At 61.1% G+C, this 20,885-nt stretch carries 21 protein-coding genes; 16 read left to right on the top strand and 5 right to left on the bottom strand.

The annotated features are described in order from the left end of the window. Positions 1-2 precede the first annotated feature (2 nt). The gene (locus AC5ZG1_RS18605; protein WP_496133699.1) at positions 3-920 is read right to left on the bottom strand and encodes a c-type cytochrome; all 918 of its coding nucleotides are present in this window, start codon (positions 918-920) and stop codon (positions 3-5) included. Positions 921-1,182: 262 nt separating this feature from the next. On the opposite strand from AC5ZG1_RS18605, the gene AC5ZG1_RS18600 reads away from it, so the two are divergent. Further along, positions 1,183-1,515, top strand: coding sequence for a DUF6894 family protein (locus AC5ZG1_RS18600; protein ID WP_456641233.1), 333 nt, complete (start codon positions 1,183-1,185; stop codon positions 1,513-1,515). Here AC5ZG1_RS18600 and AC5ZG1_RS18595 read toward each other — a convergent pair. Beyond that, positions 1,512-2,240, bottom strand: a complete 729-nt coding sequence (locus tag AC5ZG1_RS18595; protein ID WP_130222671.1) for a Crp/Fnr family transcriptional regulator — start codon at positions 2,238-2,240, stop codon at positions 1,512-1,514. The genes AC5ZG1_RS18600 and AC5ZG1_RS18595 overlap by 4 nt on opposite strands. Before the next feature lie 288 nt (positions 2,241-2,528). Then, the gene (locus AC5ZG1_RS18590) at positions 2,529-2,906 is read right to left on the bottom strand and encodes an NUDIX hydrolase (protein WP_130222670.1); all 378 of its coding nucleotides are present in this window, start codon (positions 2,904-2,906) and stop codon (positions 2,529-2,531) included. 789 nt (positions 2,907-3,695) lie between these two features. Between AC5ZG1_RS18590 and AC5ZG1_RS18585 the strand changes: the two genes are divergently transcribed. Continuing rightward, the gene (locus AC5ZG1_RS18585) at positions 3,696-4,592 is read left to right on the top strand and encodes a Crp/Fnr family transcriptional regulator (RefSeq protein WP_496133698.1); all 897 of its coding nucleotides are present in this window, start codon (positions 3,696-3,698) and stop codon (positions 4,590-4,592) included. Here the strand turns inward: AC5ZG1_RS18585 and AC5ZG1_RS18580 are convergent. Together AC5ZG1_RS18580 and AC5ZG1_RS18575 are read right to left on the bottom strand one after the other, a co-directional pair. Next, the gene (locus tag AC5ZG1_RS18580) at positions 4,589-5,512 is read right to left on the bottom strand and encodes a glycosyltransferase family protein (protein ID WP_496133697.1); all 924 of its coding nucleotides are present in this window, start codon (positions 5,510-5,512) and stop codon (positions 4,589-4,591) included. The genes AC5ZG1_RS18585 and AC5ZG1_RS18580 overlap by 4 nt on opposite strands. Positions 5,513-5,589: 77 nt before the next feature. Continuing rightward, the gene (locus tag AC5ZG1_RS18575; protein WP_130222668.1) at positions 5,590-5,898 is read right to left on the bottom strand and encodes a hypothetical protein; all 309 of its coding nucleotides are present in this window, start codon (positions 5,896-5,898) and stop codon (positions 5,590-5,592) included. A 340-nt stretch (positions 5,899-6,238) separates the two neighbouring features. Between AC5ZG1_RS18575 and AC5ZG1_RS18570 the strand changes: the two genes are divergently transcribed. The 14 genes from AC5ZG1_RS18570 to AC5ZG1_RS18505 all read left to right on the top strand — a co-directional run bounded on the left by AC5ZG1_RS18570 (position 6,239) and on the right by AC5ZG1_RS18505 (position 20,872). Continuing rightward, positions 6,239-7,333, top strand: a complete 1,095-nt coding sequence (locus AC5ZG1_RS18570) for an inositol-3-phosphate synthase (protein WP_456641237.1) — start codon at positions 6,239-6,241, stop codon at positions 7,331-7,333. A gap of 4 nt (positions 7,334-7,337) precedes the next feature. Then, on the top strand, positions 7,338-7,934 hold the full coding sequence (locus tag AC5ZG1_RS18565) for a histidine phosphatase family protein (protein ID WP_456641238.1): 597 nt from the start codon (positions 7,338-7,340) through the stop codon (positions 7,932-7,934). Next, positions 7,931-9,034: a CgeB family protein gene (locus AC5ZG1_RS18560; RefSeq protein ID WP_456641239.1), complete on the top strand. Its 1,104-nt coding sequence runs from the start codon at positions 7,931-7,933 to the stop codon at positions 9,032-9,034. Before AC5ZG1_RS18565 ends, AC5ZG1_RS18560 begins: the two co-directional genes overlap by 4 nt. Position 9,035: 1 nt before the next feature. Then, complete coding sequence (locus AC5ZG1_RS18555) at positions 9,036-9,845, top strand: nucleotidyltransferase family protein (RefSeq protein WP_456641240.1); 810 nt, start codon at positions 9,036-9,038, stop codon at positions 9,843-9,845. Then, on the top strand, positions 9,842-10,609 hold the full coding sequence (locus tag AC5ZG1_RS18550; RefSeq protein WP_208819416.1) for a TIGR04290 family methyltransferase: 768 nt from the start codon (positions 9,842-9,844) through the stop codon (positions 10,607-10,609). The genes AC5ZG1_RS18555 and AC5ZG1_RS18550 overlap by 4 nt, the downstream gene beginning before the upstream one ends. Continuing rightward, a complete protein-coding gene (locus AC5ZG1_RS18545; protein ID WP_496133696.1) occupies positions 10,606-11,565 on the top strand; it encodes a glycoside hydrolase 5 family protein in 960 nt (319 codons plus the stop codon). The genes AC5ZG1_RS18550 and AC5ZG1_RS18545 overlap by 4 nt, the downstream gene beginning before the upstream one ends. Further along, entirely contained in the window at positions 11,553-12,761 is a 1,209-nt protein-coding gene (locus tag AC5ZG1_RS18540) for a phosphopentomutase (protein WP_496133695.1), read from the top strand. The genes AC5ZG1_RS18545 and AC5ZG1_RS18540 overlap by 13 nt, the downstream gene beginning before the upstream one ends. Before the next feature lie 209 nt (positions 12,762-12,970). Beyond that, positions 12,971-14,086 carry an NAD-dependent epimerase/dehydratase family protein gene (locus AC5ZG1_RS18535; RefSeq protein ID WP_456641243.1) on the top strand — a complete coding sequence of 372 codons (1,116 nt, stop codon included), beginning with the start codon at positions 12,971-12,973 and terminating at the stop codon, positions 14,084-14,086. After that, entirely contained in the window at positions 14,083-15,147 is a 1,065-nt protein-coding gene (locus AC5ZG1_RS18530; protein WP_456641244.1) for an NAD-dependent epimerase/dehydratase family protein, read from the top strand. The genes AC5ZG1_RS18535 and AC5ZG1_RS18530 overlap by 4 nt, the downstream gene beginning before the upstream one ends. Then, positions 15,144-16,430 carry a TIGR04295 family B12-binding domain-containing radical SAM protein gene (locus AC5ZG1_RS18525; protein ID WP_456641245.1) on the top strand — a complete coding sequence of 429 codons (1,287 nt, stop codon included), beginning with the start codon at positions 15,144-15,146 and terminating at the stop codon, positions 16,428-16,430. The genes AC5ZG1_RS18530 and AC5ZG1_RS18525 overlap by 4 nt, the downstream gene beginning before the upstream one ends. Before the next feature lie 26 nt (positions 16,431-16,456). Continuing rightward, positions 16,457-17,539 carry a glycosyltransferase family 4 protein gene (locus AC5ZG1_RS18520; RefSeq protein WP_496133694.1) on the top strand — a complete coding sequence of 361 codons (1,083 nt, stop codon included), beginning with the start codon at positions 16,457-16,459 and terminating at the stop codon, positions 17,537-17,539. Next, positions 17,536-18,666, top strand: a complete 1,131-nt coding sequence (locus tag AC5ZG1_RS18515) for a CgeB family protein (RefSeq protein WP_456641246.1) — start codon at positions 17,536-17,538, stop codon at positions 18,664-18,666. The genes AC5ZG1_RS18520 and AC5ZG1_RS18515 overlap by 4 nt, the downstream gene beginning before the upstream one ends. Further along, entirely contained in the window at positions 18,663-19,751 is a 1,089-nt protein-coding gene (locus AC5ZG1_RS18510) for a CgeB family protein (RefSeq protein WP_456641247.1), read from the top strand. The genes AC5ZG1_RS18515 and AC5ZG1_RS18510 overlap by 4 nt, the downstream gene beginning before the upstream one ends. Next, positions 19,748-20,872 carry a CgeB family protein gene (locus tag AC5ZG1_RS18505; protein ID WP_456641248.1) on the top strand — a complete coding sequence of 375 codons (1,125 nt, stop codon included), beginning with the start codon at positions 19,748-19,750 and terminating at the stop codon, positions 20,870-20,872. Before AC5ZG1_RS18510 ends, AC5ZG1_RS18505 begins: the two co-directional genes overlap by 4 nt. Positions 20,873-20,885: the final 13 nt, after the last annotated feature.

Here is a 20,885-nt window from a genome sequence, read left to right as displayed (position 1 = left end):
AATCATGGGGTCGGCGTCGGCCGTGCCGGCAGCGATTTGATGTAGAACGCGATCGCCTCGCGATCGTTCTCGGGCAACATCGCTGTGTTGGTGACGACATCGGCCATCGACGACCCGACGCGGCCATGGTCAGGCGTTTTCCCGGTTCGGAGCATCTCGATCAGATCCTGTTCCGGCCAATGGTCGAGGCCCTCTGGCGTGATGTTCGGGTAATAACCCGCTCCCTCCGGATCCTGACCGCCGGCATAGCGTGTCTTTGTCTTGATGCCGCCGAACATGTCGCGCGAGGAGTGGCACTCGGCACAATGTGCGAGTGCTTCCACCAGATATCGGCCCCGATTCCATTTCTCGTCGCGAGCAGGATCAGGCGCGAGCGGACCGGGCCTGAAATAAAGAATTTTCCAGAATCCGATGAAGCGGCGAACGCCAAACAGCGAGACCAGCTCGTGCGGAGGTGGCCGCCCCTTGACCGCCGGCAACGTCCGCAGATACGCCATCAGGTCCGCGACATCTTGCGGATGCATATGCGTAAAGCTGGCATAAGGAAATACTGGATAATAGTGCGTTCCGCCCGGGGAAACGCCGTTGAGCAGCGCGTTAGCCAAGTCCTTCGTTTGCCAATTGCCGATGCCGTCCACCGGATCCATTGAGATGTTGGGCGCACGAAACGTCCCATAGGGCGAGGCGAGAGCGAGTCCTCCGCCCAGGTGCAGTCGATCAGCCTGACCCGGGGATGCGTGGCACGAGGCGCAATCGCCTGCAGCAAAAACCATCTTACCGCGGACGGCATCCCCAGCTTTATCCTGAAAACGGGCAAGGTTCGGGGAAGCGAAACGCTGTGGCGCGGTGATCAACCAGGCACCAACAGCGAGAACCACTGCGGTCGCAATTCCTGCGCTAAACCATATGCGCGCGCGCATCTAACCCTTACATGATTGTCTTCCCGGCTGCACTAACGCGCCCGATTTCCTCGCCGTTCCCTGGCCTCTCGATCTGCCACTATGGCGGCACCGAAGCGATAGCCCGTGCAGGGGGTAAATTGGATGTAGGGGTAAATCGGAACTTCGGGTTTCGTCGAAGCGCCCGATGTTGCGAACCTCCTGTCGATGGATTTCGTCGATCTCCTGGTTCGGGAAAACCTGGCCGCCGGTCGCCTGATTGACGTGCGAGGGCCGCCGCCCCTTGGCGGCGCTGCACGATGGTCGCAGTTCAGGCCTGGACCTGTACGGCTCACCGGAAGAAAGGGAACGGCAGGTCCATATGCGCGTTCACGCTCTCGTCATGCCGCACTACTTCTTTCATATTTCGAATGGTCATCCATTCAAAGACACATCAGGCGAAGAGCTGCCGGACGACAATGCCGCTTGGCAAGAAGCGCTGAGGACCGTGCGGGATATCGAGGTGAATTTGGATCTCGATGGCGCGAACGTCTGGTCCGTTGAAGTCAAGCGCGAAGACAGGTCGATCTTTCAGATCCATGTATCCGCGCGCAGGACTGATCTTGATCCAAGTTAAAGATCGGGGTGTTGATGCAGATAGGTTGGGTCGAACCCAGCGAGCTGCTCCAGTTTCTTCCGCTCTAGGAGATGGAAATTGGCCCGGTTGACAGTGAGAAGCCCCTCTTTCCGCAGATCCTGAAGCACCCGGTTGACATGCACGGTCGAGATGCCGAGGCAATCGGCCAGCTCTACCTGCGTAATCGGAAGCTCAAATCCTCCGTCTCGGGTCCGGCCCACAGCCTCGAGGCGCCGGAAAAGCTCAATAAAGAAGTGCGCCATTCTGGCAGTCGCCGATCTGCGCCCGACGTTGACGATCCATTCCCGGAAGATTGCCGCGTCGATCAATGTTTCCCGCCAAAGCGCCGATGCCACGTTCGGGCGCTCTCGGTTCAATTGCCTCAAAGCATCATGCGGAATGAAGCCGAGCTCACAAGGCGTGAGCGTTACGAGATCATGGTCCATGACCTTGAGGTGGAGGCTCTGGAGATCGGGAATCTCACCGGGAACATGCAATGACAGGATCTGCCGTAGCCCGTCGAAAGTCGTTTTCGAGCGAAACGTAAAACCTTCAGCGAGCAGGCAGCATTCTGCCGGGCGCTCGCCATCGGCGACGATGATCTGACGAGCATCAAGCTCACGGAAGCGAATCGGCAATCTCTGAATCGCCTGGATGTCCTCCCCATCCAACACGTTGGAGGCTGTCAACTTCGTGAGGAGCGCGGTCGCTACTGGTGCCATCATCAATCTGTCCAGCGAAAAGAATGTCAAACCGGGTGCACGCCAAACCTTCTGGGCGGTGCCTGAGCGCAGCTGCCGCGGCGGCGGTCCCGGCCGCTCCCCGACTAACGCTGGTTATGAAAGCGAGTCTTTAACTTATCATCGTCCTTTCAATCGCGAGCTCCGGGGAACTGCACATCAATCTTAACATGAGTCGGAATCCGAAGGTTCCGAATGGGGCCCGGAAGGATTTGGCCGCAGGTATCGGTCCAAAGATGCCATGGGATTGAGCAACTCGCCCGACTATTCGATCTACTTCGGAAAAAGTATGTCGCGAACATAGCGCGAGGTCGGCGTCAAGCGGGCGGCTCCCGGCTTGAGCCACGCCACTCGATCGATTTCCTTCTTGTCGCCGATCGTCAGCTTGCCTTTCGCGTTCTTGGCAATAAAGATTGCGTCGCTCATCCTCCGGCCAGACCGCTTGTTCTTGGCCTTCAGTTCTTTCCAGAGCCGCAATCTGCCGACCTTGAGACCCGGAAGCTCCTCCTTGATCTCCCGGCGCAGGCATCCTCTTTCGGTTTCGCGCGGCCGCTTACGCCCACCGGGAAACATCCACAAACCATCGGACCGACGCCTGACCAGGAGAACGCGGCCGCGCCTGGTCGCAACAAGTTTGGATGACTTCGCCATTCCCAGCTATCCCGCTCCTGCTGCGAACCGTCAATCAATTCTAGCGGGAACGCTACCCTGGAGGGAACAAGCAAAGGCGAGAGCGCGAGGCTTTGCGAGCGACGGCATCGACAACCTCGACAATCGGGCGCGAAAGGCCCCAGCTCGGGAGCTGAGGCCCCAACACGGCGCTCTCGTGTGCCTAGCCTTGGGTAAGACCAGACCGAGCAACCTGGCCTGCTCCGCTAAGCCACGCATTATCATTTGTTGGGTGATGAAACATTGATCCCGCGATCGAGCCGCATTCCACAGCTTTTGCTGAAGAAAAAAGCCCCCGCGGCGCGGCGGAGGCTCTTCAGAGCTTGGAGTGGAGGTGGCTCTAAATCCCTGTTGAGGCGGCTGGAGTCCCGGGACGAAGCCCACTCATCGATGTAGGCCGCGTGTCGGCCCGGCGGGCTCTTTTCAGCAGCTCGTCCCGCTTCTGGCGGGCATCTGGGCTGCCTGTTTCATGACCTCGTCTGCGGTACGTTAGCGCTCCGAGCGTCGTCTTGCCGCCGCGCAGCCTGGATAAGCTGCTCGGCGATATATTTCCGGCTGGTGTGGTCGCCGCCATTCGGCAGTTCGGCGCAAGTAATCTGTTTTGCGCGATTGCGCCTGCGCTCGACCTGCCTATAGCGAAACCATTCGCCGAGGCGGCAAGGTCCATTCAACTATGTAAATACCCCTTAGGCGCGAAGATGTGCCACCTGGGCTGATCAGCGAAGGGCGCGGCGCGTCCGATGTCGTTGGTCTCGATGGAAAATAGGAACTTTGATCTTCATCACGAGTCGCTTTGCAACGGACTCGTTGTTCACCTTCGGGCATCACAGGTTATCCAGTCAGCCACGAGCCGGTGCGGAACGCGGTAGTCATATGCAAACCGGATTTTCATTTTCGAAATTAGTCGACCGCCTTGCGAGCATTGTCGAACTGTCACCCGATGATCTCGACTTGCTCGCGAGAATGCCGAGCAGCATTAGCCATCTTGGACCCCGCCATCATCTGGTCCACAGGGACTGTCAGCCCGACCACTGCCATCTGCTTCTGCAAGGCTATCTTTGCTGGCGGGATCTCGAGAGCCCCGATGGCCAGATCACGTCGATCTACGTGCCCGGTGACGTACCTGACCTTCACACCGTCTATGATGGCCGGGTCGATCGCGAGCTGCTCACGCTTGGCCCGGCCGTTGTCGCATCCGTGTCTCACAGGTATTTTCGAGAGATATCTGCGCTATCATCGTCGCTGTCGCGGGCGCTGCTGCGTCTGCTGCTCACTGATGCTTCTTGTTTGCGGAACTGGATCGTCAATCTGGGCAGCCGTGACGCACTGACGCGGGTCGCGCACCTGCTTTGCGAGATCACAATCCGCCTCCGCGCGGTCGGTCTGGCAAAAGACTTCCGAATTCCTTCGCCCTTCACGCAATCGGATCTGGCCACAGCCTGCGGCATTTCCGCCGTTCATGCCAACCGGACCGTTCAAGAATTGCGCCGAAGCAATCTCCTGCAATGGCATTCCAAGACGATCACGGTCACTGACTGGAACGGCCTCGTTCGTCTTGCCAGCTTCGATCCGGATTATCTACGGCTACGCGACTACGACAGCATCGAGCAGCAGTCGGCACCGACCGTTGCCATGGACCGCTTCGGGGCCGACACGTTAATGACCTAAACTCGGGGATTGGCCAAGTACGGCCGGTTTCGTTCCTTCGCGCTCGCCAGATCGGCGAGCGCGAGCCCGACCTCTTCGATGACGCCGGACCATTCTCCGGGAGCCGACTGGTGAAACAACCGCAGGCTCGGATACCAGAACGTCTTTTTGCCGAAGGCAGGCCATCGCCAGTCGCAATCGCGGTGCAGTAGCACCCAGGCGTCGCAGCCAAGCGCCCCCGCGAGGTGAGCAATCATAGTGTCGACGCAGACGACCAGGTCCAATTGCTCGATCGTTCGGCCAAGCATGCCGATATCCGGTGTACTGATGTCCACTGCACCGATGCCCGCGGCCTGCGCGGCCGCCGGACCTTGCTGCAGCGAATAGAGATTCACGTCGTTCCCATTGAGACGCTGTAGCAAGTTGGCTGGGATCGCACGCCGCTTGTCCCACTCGCCAACTTCCCAGACCAAGCCAACCGCCAGTCGGTCGCCGGTCCGGGATATCGCTCGGCTATCACGGCCATCCGACGTCAGATAGGGCCTCCGCATCGCGATCGAGCCATATTCAGCCCTGATGGCATGGGGCACTTCCATGATCTCGATGTCGACGTCAAACTCGGCATCGGGTGTTCCATCATTGAGCGGCATGGCGCGGTCGACGCCGTCCATGCGCTCCAACAGTGCCAGCAGCTCGGGCTGGCACCAGAGCGTCACTTCACGCGCAATGGCGCGAAGCGCCGGCATGAAGCGAACGAACTGGATGGTATCGCCGAGACCGTGGTAGCAGCGAACCAGCACCCGCTTGCCGCACAGCGGCTCGCCGCGCCAGATCCGTTGCAGATGGCGCGGCCCCGTATGCTTCTCGGGCCAGATCTGGCAGAAGCGCGCCAGGTCGCGATCGTTGATCGCCCAGGCACGTTTGAAATCGGCCGCCCGCATCGCCTCGATCCAGCTGCCTTGCGCCACGTCCGCGGGCAATGAACCGGCCGGATCAATTGACGCTGCGGATGCAGAACTCATCCGGCGGAGGAGCGCCGCACGAATTTATGAAACCGGCTCGGCTTGCCGTCGCTGGTCTCGTCCTGGTACAGGAACGCCAGTTCGGACTCGTCGAACTTGCGGAAGAACTCGTCCCAGCTGATCTCGTCGAGCCCCTCATCCTTAGGGGCGAAATCGATGCGCAAGATGCCGGCGTGCCCGTCCTCTTCGGTCGCCTTGACCGTCGCCGGATGGCCACCTCGCTCTTCCGCCCAGTCCCGGATCACCTCGTGATCTGTGGTCGTATGCGCTTTTCCTTCCGCCGTCCTGGTATGGCTTGCAGTCATTGGCAGCTCCTCATTTGTCGAACCTGGCGGACAGCGCCAGCTTCCGCATCAGGCTCTTCGCCATGAACTCTCCGATCGCGGATTGGTTCTTCCGAGTACGCGACTGCGGCTCATCGCGGACGATGTCTCAGGATCATCATCTTCTTCATCTTCATCCAGGATACGCTTCGTTCCTGCGCGATCCTAATCTGGGTTAAGCTTTCTCGATTTTGTTTGACCGAAACCGTGCTCGTGTCGCACCGACAGCTTTGCGGCGGGAACGAACATACCTTATCACACGTTCGCCGACCTGCTTACGTCCGCACCACGTAGCGGCTTGCTCCCCGGAGGATCGCGATCCATGCATTCACGTCTTCAAGACAGGCGGCGCGTTCGCGTCGGTCTCGTGGGAGTTGGAAATTGCGCAAGTTCCTTCGTCCAGGGTCTGAACTACTATCGGCATGCCAAGTCGAACGAGCCGGTCCCCGGACTGATGAACGCAGATGTCGGCGGCTATCACGTCAGCGATATCGAGATTTCTTCAGCCTTCGATGTCAACGCTAACAAAGTCGGACGCGATGTGTCAGACGCCATCTTGGCAATGCCAAACAACACGCACCACTTTTCGGATGTTGCAAGAACCGGCGTTATCGTGCAGCGCGGTCCCGTGCTCGACGGCGTCGGCCGCTACCTGGAAGATGATATTCCGATCGCCGACACGCCTGTGGCCGATGTCGCCGACGTTCTCGCGAGATCGCGCACGGATGTTCTGGTCTCCTATCTACCGGTCGGCTCGCAAGCGGCGAGCGAGTGGTACGCGGAGCGCGCTATCAATGCCGGCTGCGGTTTCGTCAACTGCATTCCCGTCTTCATCGCCTCCGACAGCATCTGGCAGCGCCGCTTCGAGGAAGCGGGTCTGCCGATCATTGGTGACGACATCAAGAGCCAGGTCGGCGCCACGATCCTACATCGCGTGCTGGCCAACCTGTTCCGGGAACGCGGCGTGCGGCTGGATCGCACCTATCAGCTTAACGTCGGCGGCAATACTGATTTCAAGAACATGCTCGAGCGGGAACGCCTGACCTCGAAGAAGATCTCGAAGACACAGGCGGTCACCAGCCAGTTCGAGGTGCCAATGGATGCCGACAATGTGCATGTGGGGCCAAGCGATCATGTTCCCTGGCTCACGGATCGCAAGCTCGCTTTTATCCGCCTGGAAGGCACGACTTTTGGCGGAGTTCCGTTGACCGCCGAGGTCAAGCTTGAAGTCTGGGACTCGCCCAACTCCGCTGGAGTTGTGATCGACGCCGTCCGCTGCGTCAAACTCGCAATGGACCGCGGCCTCTCGGGAGCACTGACCGGTCCGTCGAGCTATTTCATGAAATCTCCCCCCTGCCAGTTCACCGACGAGGAAGCACGCCGCAAGACGCGTACTTTCATCGATGACAAGGCGTGAGCCAATGGTGCAGACCATTCACCTTGTTCGCCACGGTCATCATGCGCTGCTCGGGCAAATGCTTTGTGGCCGGATGGCCGGCGTTGAGCTCGATGACTTCGGCTGTCGGCAGATGGCGTGCTGCGCCGAGCTGATCCGGCACGCCCCTTCCGCGGTTCAGGCGAGCCCGCAGCCGCGCGCGCGACAATCAGCGGCCATTCTAGCCTGGCGTTTCCGCCTGCCGGTCGAGATCGTACCGGCGGTCGACGAGATCGACTGTGGCGACTGGACCGGTCGGCCATTCGCGGCGCTCAAAAACGATCCGGCCTGGGCGCGGTGGAATGAGGAACGAGGCGCAAGCTGTCCGCCAAACGGCGAAAGCATGCATATCCTGCAGCAGCGGGTCGTCGAGCATGTGGAACAGCTCGGTCGCGACCGGACCGAGGGCACGGTCGTCATCGTCAGCCACGCCGAACCGATCCGAGCCGCACTGCTGCATTATTCGGGAACTCCGCTCGACAACTTTCTCTCGATCGAGGTCGATCCTGCCAGCGTCAGCACTCTGGTCGTCGACAAGGCGGGGATCCGCATCGCGCAAATCAATCAACGGGTGCCGGCGTGAAGATCGTGATTTTCGGTCTGACGATCTCATCGTCCTGGGGCAATGGCCATGCCACGCTGTGGCGTGGCCTTTGCAAGCATCTTGTGCGATCCGGCCACACGATCGTGTTCTTCGAGCGCGATGTCCCTTATTATGCCGGCGCAAGAGACATGTTCGAGTTGCCGGGCGGGCGCCTGGAGCTGTTCTCGGCGTGGGACGATATCCGCGCCAAGGCGCGTGACCATATCCTTTGCGCCGATGCGGCGATCGTCACCTCCTATTGCCCCGATGCCATCTCGGCGACCGAGCTGATCCTGGATCAGAGCCACGCCATTTCGGTGTTCTATGATCTCGATACGCCCGTCACGCTCTCCAAGCTGCAGGCCGGAGAGGCGGTACCTTATATCGGTCGGGGTGATCTCGGTAGATTTGACCTTGTCCTGAGCTTCACGGGCGGCCCCCGTGTATTGGAGGAGTTCCGCCACAAGCTAGGCGCGCGCAATGTACAACCGCTCTATGGGCACGTCGACGCCGACGTGCATCGGCCAGTGCCGCCGCAACCGCATTATCGCGCCGCGCTCTCCTATCTCGGGACCTATTCGGAAGATCGCCAGCTCGCGCTAGAAACCCTGTTCGTCGAACCGGCGCGCGCAAGGCAGGACCTTCGATTCCTGATTGGCGGCGCGCAATATCCGGACAGTTTTCCGTGGTCCCCCAACATCTATTTCGTTCGGCACCTACCGCCGTCCGAGCACGCGCCGTTCTTTGCCTCGTCTCGGCTGACGCTCAACATCACGCGCCGCGCAATGGCTGAAATGGGCTGGTGTCCGTCAGGCCGCTTGTTCGAAGCGGCGGCGTGTGGCGTACCTCTGCTCAGCGATAGCTGGGACGGTTTCGAGGCATTCTTCGCTCCAGGCGAGGAAATCCTGATAGCGCATGATGAACGCGACACTCTTGCCGCGCTCGAGGCGGACGACGCGGAACTCCTGCGCATCGCCAAGCGCGCACGCGAGCGGGCGTTGGACCAGCATAGCTCCGGGAAACGCGCCAGCGAACTCATTGCGCTACTGGAGCAAACGGGGCGCCGAGGCGCACGCCAAACGGAAGCCGAGGAGATCTGAGATGTGGGGCATCGTTCCGGCCGCCGGCCGCGGCAGTCGCATTCAGCCACTGGCGTTTTCGAAGGAGTTGCTGCCGGTCGGGAGCCGGCGCGACAACGGCGCCGACCGCCCCTGCGCCGTCTCCGAATATCTCATCGAGCGCCTGATCCTCGGCGGGGCCGACAAGATCTGCTTCGTCATCTCCCCCGGCAAATCCGACATCCTTGAATATTTCGGCGACCATTACGACACCGCTCAGCTCGCCTATGTCGTGCAGCCGGAAGCTTCGGGACTTTGCGACGCGGTGTTCAGGGCGAGCACCGTCATCGGACATCATGACAGTGTCATGGTCGGGCTGCCCGACACCGTGTGGTTTCCGAAAGGGGCGCTGAAGACGCTGCCGGATGTCGATCTGTCCTTCCTGCTGTTCCCCGTCGAATGTCCCGAATTCTTCGACGCGGTGGTGCTCGACGGCGACAACGTACGGCAGATTCAGGTCAAGCAAGCCGACGCGACTTCGAACTGGATCTGGGGTGCATTCAAGATGTCCGCTACCGGATTTCGCGATCTTCGGCTGCTCTGGAAGCAGCGGAGCTGCCGCGACGAATATTTTGGGACACTGGTGAACGCCTACCTCGATGCCGGCGGGCACGGCATCGGCGTTAAATCGGGAGAGTCCTACGTCGATGTCGGCACTGTGAACGGCTACCGCGCCGCGATGGCATTGCTGGCAAACGGCGACGGGGGCGACGGCCGATCGAAACTATCGGCCGGTTCACCGAACGATGCCGTTCGATCATACGTAAACGCGAACAGTGAAGGGGTCTTATGACCAGCGACACGCTCTCTCAAGAGGAAATCCGGCGCCGCGTCGACGCGCTTGGCCCGTGGTTTCACAACCTTGACCTAAGGGGCATCAGCACGGCTCCGGCGCATTTCCTCGGCGATTACCCTGCTGTGAAATGGCGACGGTTCTCCCGCATCATACCGGAAAACCTCGAAGGAAAGACCGTACTCGATATCGGCTGTAACGCCGGCTTCTATGCCATGGAAATGAAGCGACGCGGCGCCGATCGCGTGCTCGGGCTCGATACCGACGAGGAATATCTGGCGCAAGCCCGGTTTGCCGCGGAAGTGAATGGGCTCAAGATCGAGTTTCGCCAACTATCTGCCTATGACGTCGGCCTGCTCCGGGAGAGATTCGACCTCGTGATTTTCATGGGCGTGCTCTATCACCTTCGCCATCCGCTGCTCGCGCTGGATCTGATCCATGAGCATGTCGCTAAGGATCTTATGCTGTTCCAATCGATGCTGCGCGGCGACAATCGCATCGATCCCGTCGACAAGAACTACGATTTCTGGACAGCGGACCAGTTCGATCGTTCGGGGTATCCGAAATTGCACTTCATCGAGAACAACTACGCTGATGATCCAACCAATTGGTGGGTGCCGAACCGCGCTTGCGTCGAGGCGATGCTGCGCAGCGCCGGGTTCGTCATTGTAGCCCATCCCGAAGATGAGGTCTATTTCTGCCGGAGGGCGACACGGCCCCAGGACGAGGGTCCAGTCTATCCATCGCAGGGCGCAATCCGATGATTGAAGCGGCGAAGATCTGGAACGAGCCGAATAACAAGTCGCATTGGGATATCCTGATCGATCCAGACTGGGTGAAGTTCGCCGAGCTCGCTGTCGCTGCGGGTAAGGCGATCCGCGCCGTTCATCCGGTACTGCCGCGGGTGCTCGGCGGCATTTCGCCGATAGACCCCTCCTTTATGCGCAACATGCAGACGCGCGGCGTACTTGAGCATTTCGAGGCGGTCGCCGTACACGGCTTTCCGCTTGACTGGAACCTGTGGCAGATCGACGAATGGCCGAATAAGCTTGCGGAAATCAAGGCAATCGTCTCGCTGCCAGTGTGGGTGACGGAAGTCGGCGTCTCCTCGTTTGGAGCCGAGGAGGTGCAAGCCTGGGGGCTCAAGCGCACCGCGGAACTACTGATCGGCCGCGCGCCGCGAATCCACTGGTACAGCCTCTACGATCTGCCCTCCACCTGGGAGGCGACCACGCGGCACAAGGAAGCCGAAGGCTCTTCTTATTACCGGCATTTCCACATGGGGCTGCTGCGCGAGGACGGCACGCCGAAGGCAGGACTGGAGCTGTTCGCCGACTATTCGCATGCGATGGGACTATGCCAATGGTTTCACTTCGACGATCATCGCCTCCATGACGCGGTGCGCTGGATGCGCCGGCTCGGCGTCAGGCATCTGCGGACCGGCCTGTCCTGGGCTGACAGCTTTCGGCCCAACGCGACTGACTGGTTCGATCGCCAGATGGACGCGCTAGCAGAGTTTGACGTCACCCTTACCTTCTGCTTCACGCCGGAACACCGCGGCATCGCCCCGCACCATACGAGCCCGCCACTTGACCCAAACGAATTTGCCGACTTCTGCGCTGGAATGGTCGAGCGCTATGCGGCCAAGACGGGGCTCAAGACAGGGCTCATGGCTTCTCCGGCACTCATCGAAGCAAGAGAGCAGACATGCGTGCCCTGATCCTCGTGATGGACTCCGTCGGGATCGGTGCCGCTCCGGATGCGAGCCTTTACGGAGACGAAGGAGCCGATACGGTCGGCCATATCGCACACGCCTGTGCACTTGGTCACGCCGATAACGACCGACGCGAAGGCCCCCTTCGCATACCCAACCTCGTCGACCTCGGGCTCGGGGAGGCCTGCCGCCTTGCGACCGGCCGTGTGCCGCCTGGGCTCGATGGCATCGACGCCTCTCCTCGGCAGTTTGGCTGCGCCAGCGAACTGTCCAAGGGCAAGGACACGCCCTCCGGCCACTGGGAGATCGCCGGCGTACCGGTGCCGTTCGACTGGGGATATTTCCCAAGGACCATCCCCTGCTTTCCTTCAGATCTCGTCGAACGTCTGTGCGAGGAAGCGGCCCTGCCCGGCATCATTGGAAACCGACACGCCTCCGGGACCGAGATCATCGATTCGCTCGGCGTGCAGCACATGCAGACCGGCGAAGCGATCTGCTACACTTCCGGCGACAGCGTCTTCCAGATCGCAGCCCATGAAGGATGCTTTGGACTCCAGCGGCTCTACGAGGTGTGCGCGATTGCGCGTCGGCTGCTCGATCCCCTGAACATCGGCCGCGTGATCGCGCGCCCCTTTGTCGGCGCGTCGAAAGGCGACTTCAGGCGAACGCCGCATCGGCGGGATTTCTCGGTTCCCCCACCCGAACCGACCCTTCTCGATGCCTGTGTAGCAGATGGCCGTGATATCGTCTCGATCGGCAAGATCGACGACATCTTTGCCCACCGCGGCACCGGCCGGAATAAACGCGGCGACAACAACGACGCGCTGTTCTCTTGCACGTTGGACAGCTTGAACAGCCTTGCGGACGGCGGGCTTCTGTTTGCCAATTTTGTCGATTTCGACACCGTCTACGGGCACCGACGCGATGTCGCCGGCTACGCGGCGGCGCTCGAGGCATTCGATGCCCGGCTGCCCGAGCTGACGGCGCGGCTGAAGAGCGACGACCTGCTCGTGATCACCGCGGACCATGGCTGCGATCCAACCTGGAGCGGCACCGATCACACGCGTGAGCAGGTGCCTATCCTGCTCCGCAGCAGCACCCAAAGATCACCGATCGGCAAGCGCGTCGCCTTTTCCGATATCGGCGCAACGGTCGCGGCGCATCTCGGGCTAGCTCCGCTTCGGCATGGCCTTCCGTTTTGAGCAATCCGCCCACGATTTTCACTCATGTTATTGATCGAAGTTAGAGAAAACATTGTTTGTACATTTTTGAGGAACGAACATTCGTTGCACCGCTTCTGACTCCAAATGTGACTGGCGCGTCGGTCGATCGGCCATCGGAGCGCGCACCCACTTTCATCCCTGGCTGGTCGCAAGACCCAGTCTGACATTTGGCAAGGAAGCGAAGGCGAATGACACGAGTATTGATTACCGGTGGCGCTGGCTTCATCGGCTCCCACGCGGCGGACGCGCTGCTTGTCGCTGGTTACGAAGTCAGGCTGTTCGACAACCTCTCGCCCCAGATTCATGGTGCGCAACGCGAGCGTCCCTCCTATCTCGATCGGGAGGCTGAACTTGTCATCGGAGACATCACCGACGCGCTTGCCGTCGAACGTGCCTTGCGCGGCGCCGATATAGTCCTGCACCTGGCCTCGGCAGTCGGTGTTGGCCAGAGCATGTATGACATCGACTCCTATGTGCGGACCAACGAACTCGGCACCGCGACCTTGCTGCAAGCCTTGACGAGACGTCCGGTCGAACGTCTCGTCGTCGCCTCCTCCATGAGCATCTATGGCGAAGGCCTTTACCGCGCCGTACATCATCATGCCGAGCTGGCGCCGGATGAACGGCCGATTGACCAGCTCCGAAACGGTGAATGGGAATTACGCGACGCCGCAGGCCACATCCTCGATCCCGTGCCGACGCCCGAAACCAAGCCGCCCTCCTTGAGCTCGATCTATGCGCTGAACAAATATGCGCAGGAACGCATGTGCCTTATTACAGGCAATGCCTATGGCATCCCGACCATCGCTCTGCGCTTCTTCAATGTGTTCGGCCCGCGCCAGGCGTTGTCGAATCCCTATACAGGCGTGCTGGCGATCTTTGCCGCACGCCTGCTCAATGGCCGCCGTCCGCTGGTGTTCGAGGATGGTTTGCAACGGCGCGATTTTGTTCATGTGAAGGATGTCGCCCGCGCCTGCCGGGTCGCGATCGAGACCGATCGGATGAATGACGTGTTCAACGTCGGCTCGGGCCAAAGCCGCACGATCGTCTCGGTCGCGCGCGATCTCGCCCGGGTCATGGAACGCTCGGACATTGCGCCAGAGATCACCGGCAAATATCGCGCCGGCGATATCCGGCACTGCTTTGCAGATATAGCCAAGAGCCGCGCTCTGCTCGGCTTTGAGCCAAGCGTCAGATTTGAAGACGGCCTTGCGGAGTTGGCTGATTATCTGGTGGACCAGATTGCCGATGACCAAGCCGAGCAAGCCGCGGCGGAACTGTCGCGACGAGGATTGGTCGCATGACGAACAGAGACAACAGGCCTGTGCTGATCACCGGCGGGTGCGGCTTTATCGGCTGCAATCTCGTCGACCGGCTCGCCGACCGCGGTAATAGTGTCCTCATCCTGGACAATCTCGCCCGCGCCGGCGTCCGCGAGAATGCGCAGTGGCTCAAGTCCAGACACGGCGACCGGGTCAACATCGTTGTCGCCGATGTCCGCGATCCTATTCCTGTCATCGATGCCGTGAGGGAAGCTCGTGCCGTGCTTCACCTTGCGGCCCAGGTCGCCGTCACCGACAGCGTGGCGGATCCGGTCGGAGATTTCGAGATCAACGCCCGCGGCACCATCAATGTGCTCGAGGCCGTGCGCCTTCACAACAAATCCGCGCCGATGCTCTTTGCGTCGACGAACAAGGTGTATGGCCGGCTGATCGACGACACACAGATCATGCGAACCGGCGCCCGCTATGCGCCCGTCAGCAAAACGCTCTCGGACGGAATATCCGAAAACGCTCCGCTCGACTTTTATAGCCCCTATGGTTGCTCCAAGGGAACGGCCGATCAATATGTCCGCGACTATGCCCGCGTGTTCGGCCTGCAGGCTGTCGTCATACGCATGAGCTGCATCTACGGACCGCGACAGTTCGGGACCGAGGACCAGGGCTGGATCGCGCATTTCCTCCTGAGCGCCATCCGCGGCACCCCGCTGACAATCTATGGCGATGGCCTTCAGGTCCGCGACGCGCTGCACGTCTCGGATGCCGCCGATGCGTGGCTGACTGCGCTGGACCGGATCGCACTGGTGCGCGGCCGCGTGTTTAATCTGGGGGGAGGCCCGTGCAACTCGGTGAGCCTGCTTGAGCTGATCGATCGCATCACGCAACTGACCGGTCGCAAGACGAAATACACATTTGCGGATTGGCGACCTGGCGACCAGCCCTGGTACGTCACCGATACGCGAGCACTCTCCACCGCGCTTGGCTGGATGCCGAAGATCTCCCTACAGCAAGGGCTGTACACCCTGCACGCATGGCTTGACAGCCGTTTTGGACAATCGATGCCGAACAGGGAGGCCTCAGCATGAGGCGTGTCGCCCTCATCAATCCAAACTGGAATTTCGACGGCAGCATCTATTTCGGTTGCCGCTCTCCGCACCTGCCCCTGGAACTCGGGATATCCGAGCACTATCTGCGCGAAGCCGGGCATCCGACGCTATTGCTCGATGCGCACATGTTCAGCCTTTCGCTCACGGGAATCGAGGCGGAACTCCACGCGTTCAAGCCGGATATAGTCGTGGTCACCACGGCGCCAACGTATCTGTTCTGGCGCTGCGCGCCGCCCGAACTGCGCGTTCCGCAGGAGCTTACACTTTCACTGCGGGGACTTGCACCGAAGTTGGTCGCCGTCGGGCCGCACGGGTCGACCACGCCGAGGGCGGCGCTGAAGAAGCTTGGCGTCGACGTCGTCGTGATGGGCGAGTGCGAGCACTCGCTTCTGCGGCTCGCCAATGGTGAGCGCGATTTCGCTGGGCTGTGCTTCACTGACGGCACTTCAATTCGCATCAACGGCGGACCTCAGGCGGTCAACTTCAAGGACCAGCCGTCGCTGCGCTGGCCGACCGAAATGATCCGACGGCATCATCATCACCATCATCGCTTCGAGGCGGAGCCGACCGGCCCCGGCGCCGAGATAGAGGCATCGCGCGGCTGTCCGTATAACTGCACGTTCTGCGCCAAGGAAAATTTCCGCAACGCCTATCGCAAGCGCCCTGCCGCCGTCGTTCTGGAAGAGATCGACCGCTTGCGAAGCCAGGGCATCGAGTATCTCTATTTCATCGACGAGATCTTCCTGCCGAATGCCGAATTACTGCAGGGCCTGACTAGCCGCGGGCTCAAATTCGGCGTGCAAACACGGATCGATCTGTGGCGTCCCGAAATGCTGGAGCTGCTCGGCCGTGCCGGCTGCGTATCGATCGAGGCGGGCGTCGAGAGCCTGACGCCGGAAGGACGGGCAGCGCTGGCAAAGAACTGCAAGATGACCACCGACCAGCTTGCCGATCAGCTGGTCGAAGCGCGCCGGCATGTGCCGTTCGTGCAAGCCAACCTGATCGAGATGCCGGAGGATGAGGATCCCGTCGTCCAGCGCTGGCGCCGCCGGATGCAGGATGCCGGCGTGTGGGCCAACGATCCGGTGCCGCTCTATCCATATCCCGGTTCGCCGGATTACCGGAAGCTTTGGGGCGAGCCTGATGATTTCGCCTGGGAGCGTGCCCACCAGCACTACCTCGCGATGTTCGACCAATTCAGCGACGTCCAGGAGGAACGTCCCGTTCCACTCGCCGCGCTCGAGCTGCAGGTTGCATCATGAGCCGATCCGCGAATCTCAGGATTCTGATGACGTCGGATACCGTCGGCGGCGTGTGGACCTATGCTTCCGCGCTTGCGACAGCGCTCGCCGCTTCCGGCGCCGAGGTTCATCTTGTGACGATGGGGCCGCGCGCGAGAGTGGACCAGCGCGCAATGCTGAAGGATGATCGCGTGCACCTGATCGAGACCGACCTTGCACTCGAATGGCAGGATCCGGAAGACAGCGATCGACCGGTCGCCCAGCGCGCCTTTGCCGGGCTGGAGGAAGAGGTCCGGCCTGACGTCGTTCATCTCAACAGCTTCCGTGAGGCGGCGTTTGAGTGGCATGCGCCGGTGCTCGTGGTGGCGCACTCCTGCGTCAAGTCATGGGGTCTCGCCTGTCACGATACCGCATGGCTCGATAGGCCGGCCTGGCGACGTTACACGGCCGCTATCGTCGCGGGCCTGAGCCGGGCGCAAGCGTGGGTCAGCCCGAGCTGTGCGTTCTACGACGTCATTTCCGATCTGTACCACCCCAGCGCGCCCGGCTTGGTGATTCGGAACGGCATCGCACCTGCTTCTCCACCACACAAGAAGGAAGACTACATCCTTGCGGCGGGCCGGCTATGGGATCGCGCCAAGAACATCGCAACACTGACCGACGCAGCGAAAGGCGTCCGTTGGCCGCTACACATCGCGGGCCCCGCCGATGATGCCGCCTCAGCCAGCGTTTCTTGGCTAGGCCATCTTTCCCACGACGAGTTGCGCGCCCGCATGCAACGTGCGGCGATCTTCGCAAGTCCGGCGCTCTACGAGCCGTTCGGCCTTTCGGTCCTGGAAGCTGCCTCCGCAGGATGTGCACTGATCCTATCCGACATTCCGACATTCCGCGAGCTATGGAGCGGCGCTGCCGTATTCGTTGATCCGACGAGCAGAAAAGGCCTACGTCGCGCCCTCGATGCGTTATGCGCGGACGACGACAAGAGAGCACAATTGCAACGCGACGCCTGGGCGCGCTCGCGGCGCTACCCCCTGGCGAGGACGGCGAGCGCCTATCTGCAACTGTACACGAATCTGGTGGCCAACGCGCGGCGGCCCGTTTCAAGGCATGAGCTGGAGATGCACGCATGAAATGCATCCTCTTCTGTCATGCGTTCACATCCTGCTGGAACAATGGCAATGCCCATTTCCTCCGCGGCATCGCCCGCGAGCTCGGCGCGCTCGGTCACGAGGTCGTAGTCTATGAACCTGCTGACGGCTGGAGCCGGACGAATGCGATCCGTGACAGTGGTTCGAATACCCTTCGCGAGGTAGCGGATCTTTTTCCCAGCGTCGATATCCGCCAATATGACGCCTCACTCGACCTCGACGAGGCGCTGGATGGCGCTGGGCTTGTGATCGTCCATGAATGGAATCCGCCGGAGCTGATCGAAGCGATCGGCCGCCGCCGCGCGCTCGGCGCACCCTACGCGCTTCTGTTCCATGACACCCATCATCGCGCCGTCACCGCCCCCGACGAGCTTGCGCGGTTCGACCTCAATGGATTCGACGGCGTACTCGCCTTCGGCGAAGCACTTCGTCAGATCTATCTGCGGCTCGGATGGGCCGAGCGTGCATTCACCTGGCACGAAGCGGCTGATACAAAGCTCTATCGCCCGCTGCCGCATATCACGCGAACCCATGACGTGGTCTGGATCGGCAATTGGGGCGATGGCGAGCGCGCTGCCGAACTCAACGAGTTTCTGGTTCGGCCAGTATTGGAGTTGAGCGCCCAGACACGCATCTACGGCGTCCGCTATTCGGAAGCCGCGCACCGCGCGATTGAGCAAGCCGGCATCGAATACCGCGGCTGGCTTCCGGCGCATCGCGCGGCTGCGGCCTTTGCTACCGCGCGTTGCACTGTGCATGTGCCGCGTGGCCCCTATGCACGATCGCTGCCAGGCATTCCAACGATACGGATGTTCGAGGCCATGGCCTGCGGCATTCCCATCGTCTCGGCCCCTTGGGACGATATTGAGAATATGTTCCCGCAGAACGCCTATCTGCGAGCCGAGAACGGAACGCAGATGACCCGCGTGCTGGCGACGCTTCTGAACGACCAGGCGTTCGCGGCTGAAACCGCCGAAATCGGTCTCCGAGTGATCCAAAGCCGTCACACCTGCGGCCATCGCGCTATGCAGCTTCTCAACATCGTCGATGAGATTCAAGGCGCGCGTCCGTCATCGCAGCCCGCCGAACACGAGGGAGCCATCGCATGAAGATCTGCTTCTTCGGTTCGAGCCTCGTCTCGTCCTACTGGAACGGCGCCGCGACCTACTACCGCGGCATGCTGAAGGAAATCGCAGCGCTCGGGCATGACATCACCTTCTTCGAGCCCGATGCATTCGAGCGACAGGCTCATCGCGATATCGACGATCCATCGTGGGCCAAGGTAGTCGTCTATCCGGCGACGCTGGAGGGATGGCAGCGCTCCCTGGAGGTCGCCGCTCGTTCCGCGGACCTGCTGATCAAGGCGAGTGGCGTCGGCGTGTTTGACGTCGAATTGGAAAAGGCGATTGTTGAAATTCCATCAAGCGCGATCCGCATCTACTGGGATGTCGACGCGCCAGCCACGCTGGATGCGATGTCGAGCCATCCACGCCATCATCTGCGCAAAGCGATCCCGCGTTATGACATCGTACTCACCTACGGCGGCGGGGATTGCGTCGCGGCAGCTTATCGCGCGATGGGCGCCCGGGACTGCGTTCCTATCTACAATGCGCTGGATCCGGCGACGCATTTTCCGGCGCCGGCCGACACCAAATTCGAATGCGATCTCGGTCTGCTTGCCAACCGCCTGCCCGACCGCGAGCAGCGCATCGATCAATTTTTCCTCGATGTCGCGACCCGGACGCCCGGCAAGACCTTTACTCTGGGGGGATCCGGCTGGGAGAGCAAGGAGGCACCGTCCAATGTTCGCAAGGTCGGGCACGTCGGCACCAGCGATCACAACGCGTTCTTCGGCTCTGCTCTTGCGACGCTGAACGTCAACCGCAACAGCATGGCCCGTTACGGGTTCTCGCCGCCGACCCGTGTGTTCGAAGCGATCGGCGCTGGCGCGTGCCTGATCACCGACGACTGGGAAGGCATCGACCATTTCCTCGAACCGAATCGTGAAGTGCTGGTGGCAGCCAACGGAGCCGAGGTGGCAGAGCACCTGAATTCACTGAGCCCGGAGCGCGCACATGCGATCGCGGAGCGCGCAAGGGCACGCATTCTCAGCCTTCACACCTACCGCCACCGAGCGCGCCAATTCGATGACCTTTTCGCGGGAATGGACAAGAGAATCGAGGCAGCAGAATGAATCTCAACATTGTGGTCATCGGGCTCTCGGTCACGTCTTCCTGGGGCAACGGTCATGCCACCACCTACCGTGCCTTAATCGACGCCATCGCGAAGCGCGGCCACCGCGTCACGTTCCTCGAGCGGGACGCTCCATGGTACCGCGATCATCGAGACCTTGCAAAGCCGTCGACATGGACCGTCAAGCTCTACCAGTCGCTGCCGGAGCTTGCCCGACGGTTCGGCAAGCTGATCCGCGATGCCAATCTGGTGATCATCGGCTCCTACGTGCCGGACGGAATCGCGATCTCCGAATGGGTGACGACGCATGCGCGGGGAATAACGGCCTTTTACGACATCGATACGCCGGTCACGCTCGCTGGACTCGATCGAGGACTAGGCTACATCTCCGGCGCCATGATCCCGCGCTTTGATCTCTATTTGTCCTTTAGCGGTGGACCGGTGCCGAAAATGATCGAGGATGACTTTGGCAGTCCGCTCGCCCGCGTCCTCTATTGCAGCGCCGATACGAGCCTCTACCGCCCGCGGGAGGCGCAAATCAAGTGGTCGCTGGGTTACCTTGGCACCTATAGCGAAGACCGGCAGCCGCTGCTGGAGCGACTGCTGCTTGCGCCTGCCGGAATACTGCCGGATCAACGATTCGCAGTCGCGGGATCGCAATATCCAGAGCATCTCGCCTGGCGCGAAAATGTCGAACGGATCGAGCATCTCGCGCCGACCCTGCACGCACAATTCTATTCGGAGCAGCGCTTCGCCTTGAACGCCACCCGCGCCGACATGCGCACGCTCGGCTTTTCACCGAGCGTGCGGCTGTTCGAAGCCGCCGCCTGCGGAACGCCGGTTATCTCCGATCGATGGCCCGGGATCGAAACGATTTTCATGCCATCGATGGAGATCCTCCTGGTCTCCGAAACGCGCGAGGTGGTCCAGATCCTTCGCGAGATGCCTGAGGAACGCCGGCGGACGATCGCCGAAAACGCGCGCAGGCGCATCCTGGCCGATCACACGCCCGAACATCGCGCCCGGCAGTTGGATGCCCATTATCTCGAGGCAACTGCGCGGCGCTGCCGCAAATCCACCCGGCCGTCGATCAGCCCGCAGATGCAGGTCACCGAGATATGAGAGAGGAGATTCC

It is taken from the genome of Bradyrhizobium sp. Leo78 (assembly GCF_059512425.1).
Note: the sequence above shows the minus strand (reverse complement) of the source record. Positions and strands in the feature narration are given on the sequence as shown.

Excerpts from the sequence above, each read along its gene's own strand:
- AC5ZG1_RS18570 (WP_456641237.1), top strand. The coding sequence starts at position 6,239 with ATGCATTCACGTCTTCAAGACAGGCGGCGCGTTCGCGTCGGTCTCGTG.
- AC5ZG1_RS18540 (WP_496133695.1), top strand. The coding sequence starts at position 11,553 with ATGCGTGCCCTGATCCTCGTGATGGACTCCGTCGGGATCGGTGCCGCT.
- AC5ZG1_RS18520 (WP_496133694.1), top strand. The coding sequence starts at position 16,457 with ATGACGTCGGATACCGTCGGCGGCGTGTGGACCTATGCTTCCGCGCTT.
- AC5ZG1_RS18530 (WP_456641244.1), top strand. The coding sequence starts at position 14,083 with ATGACGAACAGAGACAACAGGCCTGTGCTGATCACCGGCGGGTGCGGC.
- AC5ZG1_RS18545 (WP_496133696.1), top strand. The coding sequence starts at position 10,606 with ATGATTGAAGCGGCGAAGATCTGGAACGAGCCGAATAACAAGTCGCAT.
- AC5ZG1_RS18555 (WP_456641240.1), top strand. The coding sequence starts at position 9,036 with ATGTGGGGCATCGTTCCGGCCGCCGGCCGCGGCAGTCGCATTCAGCCA.
- AC5ZG1_RS18525 (WP_456641245.1), top strand. The coding sequence starts at position 15,144 with ATGAGGCGTGTCGCCCTCATCAATCCAAACTGGAATTTCGACGGCAGC.
- AC5ZG1_RS18580 (WP_496133697.1), bottom strand. The coding sequence starts at position 5,512 with ATGCGGGCGGCCGATTTCAAACGTGCCTGGGCGATCAACGATCGCGAC.
- AC5ZG1_RS18605 (WP_496133699.1), bottom strand. The coding sequence starts at position 920 with ATGCGCGCGCGCATATGGTTTAGCGCAGGAATTGCGACCGCAGTGGTT.
- AC5ZG1_RS18505 (WP_456641248.1), top strand. The coding sequence starts at position 19,748 with ATGAATCTCAACATTGTGGTCATCGGGCTCTCGGTCACGTCTTCCTGG.
- AC5ZG1_RS18575 (WP_130222668.1), bottom strand. The coding sequence starts at position 5,898 with ATGACTGCAAGCCATACCAGGACGGCGGAAGGAAAAGCGCATACGACC.
- AC5ZG1_RS18515 (WP_456641246.1), top strand. The coding sequence starts at position 17,536 with ATGAAATGCATCCTCTTCTGTCATGCGTTCACATCCTGCTGGAACAAT.
- AC5ZG1_RS18590 (WP_130222670.1), bottom strand. The coding sequence starts at position 2,906 with ATGGCGAAGTCATCCAAACTTGTTGCGACCAGGCGCGGCCGCGTTCTC.
- AC5ZG1_RS18535 (WP_456641243.1), top strand. The coding sequence starts at position 12,971 with ATGACACGAGTATTGATTACCGGTGGCGCTGGCTTCATCGGCTCCCAC.
- AC5ZG1_RS18510 (WP_456641247.1), top strand. The coding sequence starts at position 18,663 with ATGAAGATCTGCTTCTTCGGTTCGAGCCTCGTCTCGTCCTACTGGAAC.
- AC5ZG1_RS18595 (WP_130222671.1), bottom strand. The coding sequence starts at position 2,240 with ATGATGGCACCAGTAGCGACCGCGCTCCTCACGAAGTTGACAGCCTCC.
- AC5ZG1_RS18565 (WP_456641238.1), top strand. The coding sequence starts at position 7,338 with ATGGTGCAGACCATTCACCTTGTTCGCCACGGTCATCATGCGCTGCTC.
- AC5ZG1_RS18550 (WP_208819416.1), top strand. The coding sequence starts at position 9,842 with ATGACCAGCGACACGCTCTCTCAAGAGGAAATCCGGCGCCGCGTCGAC.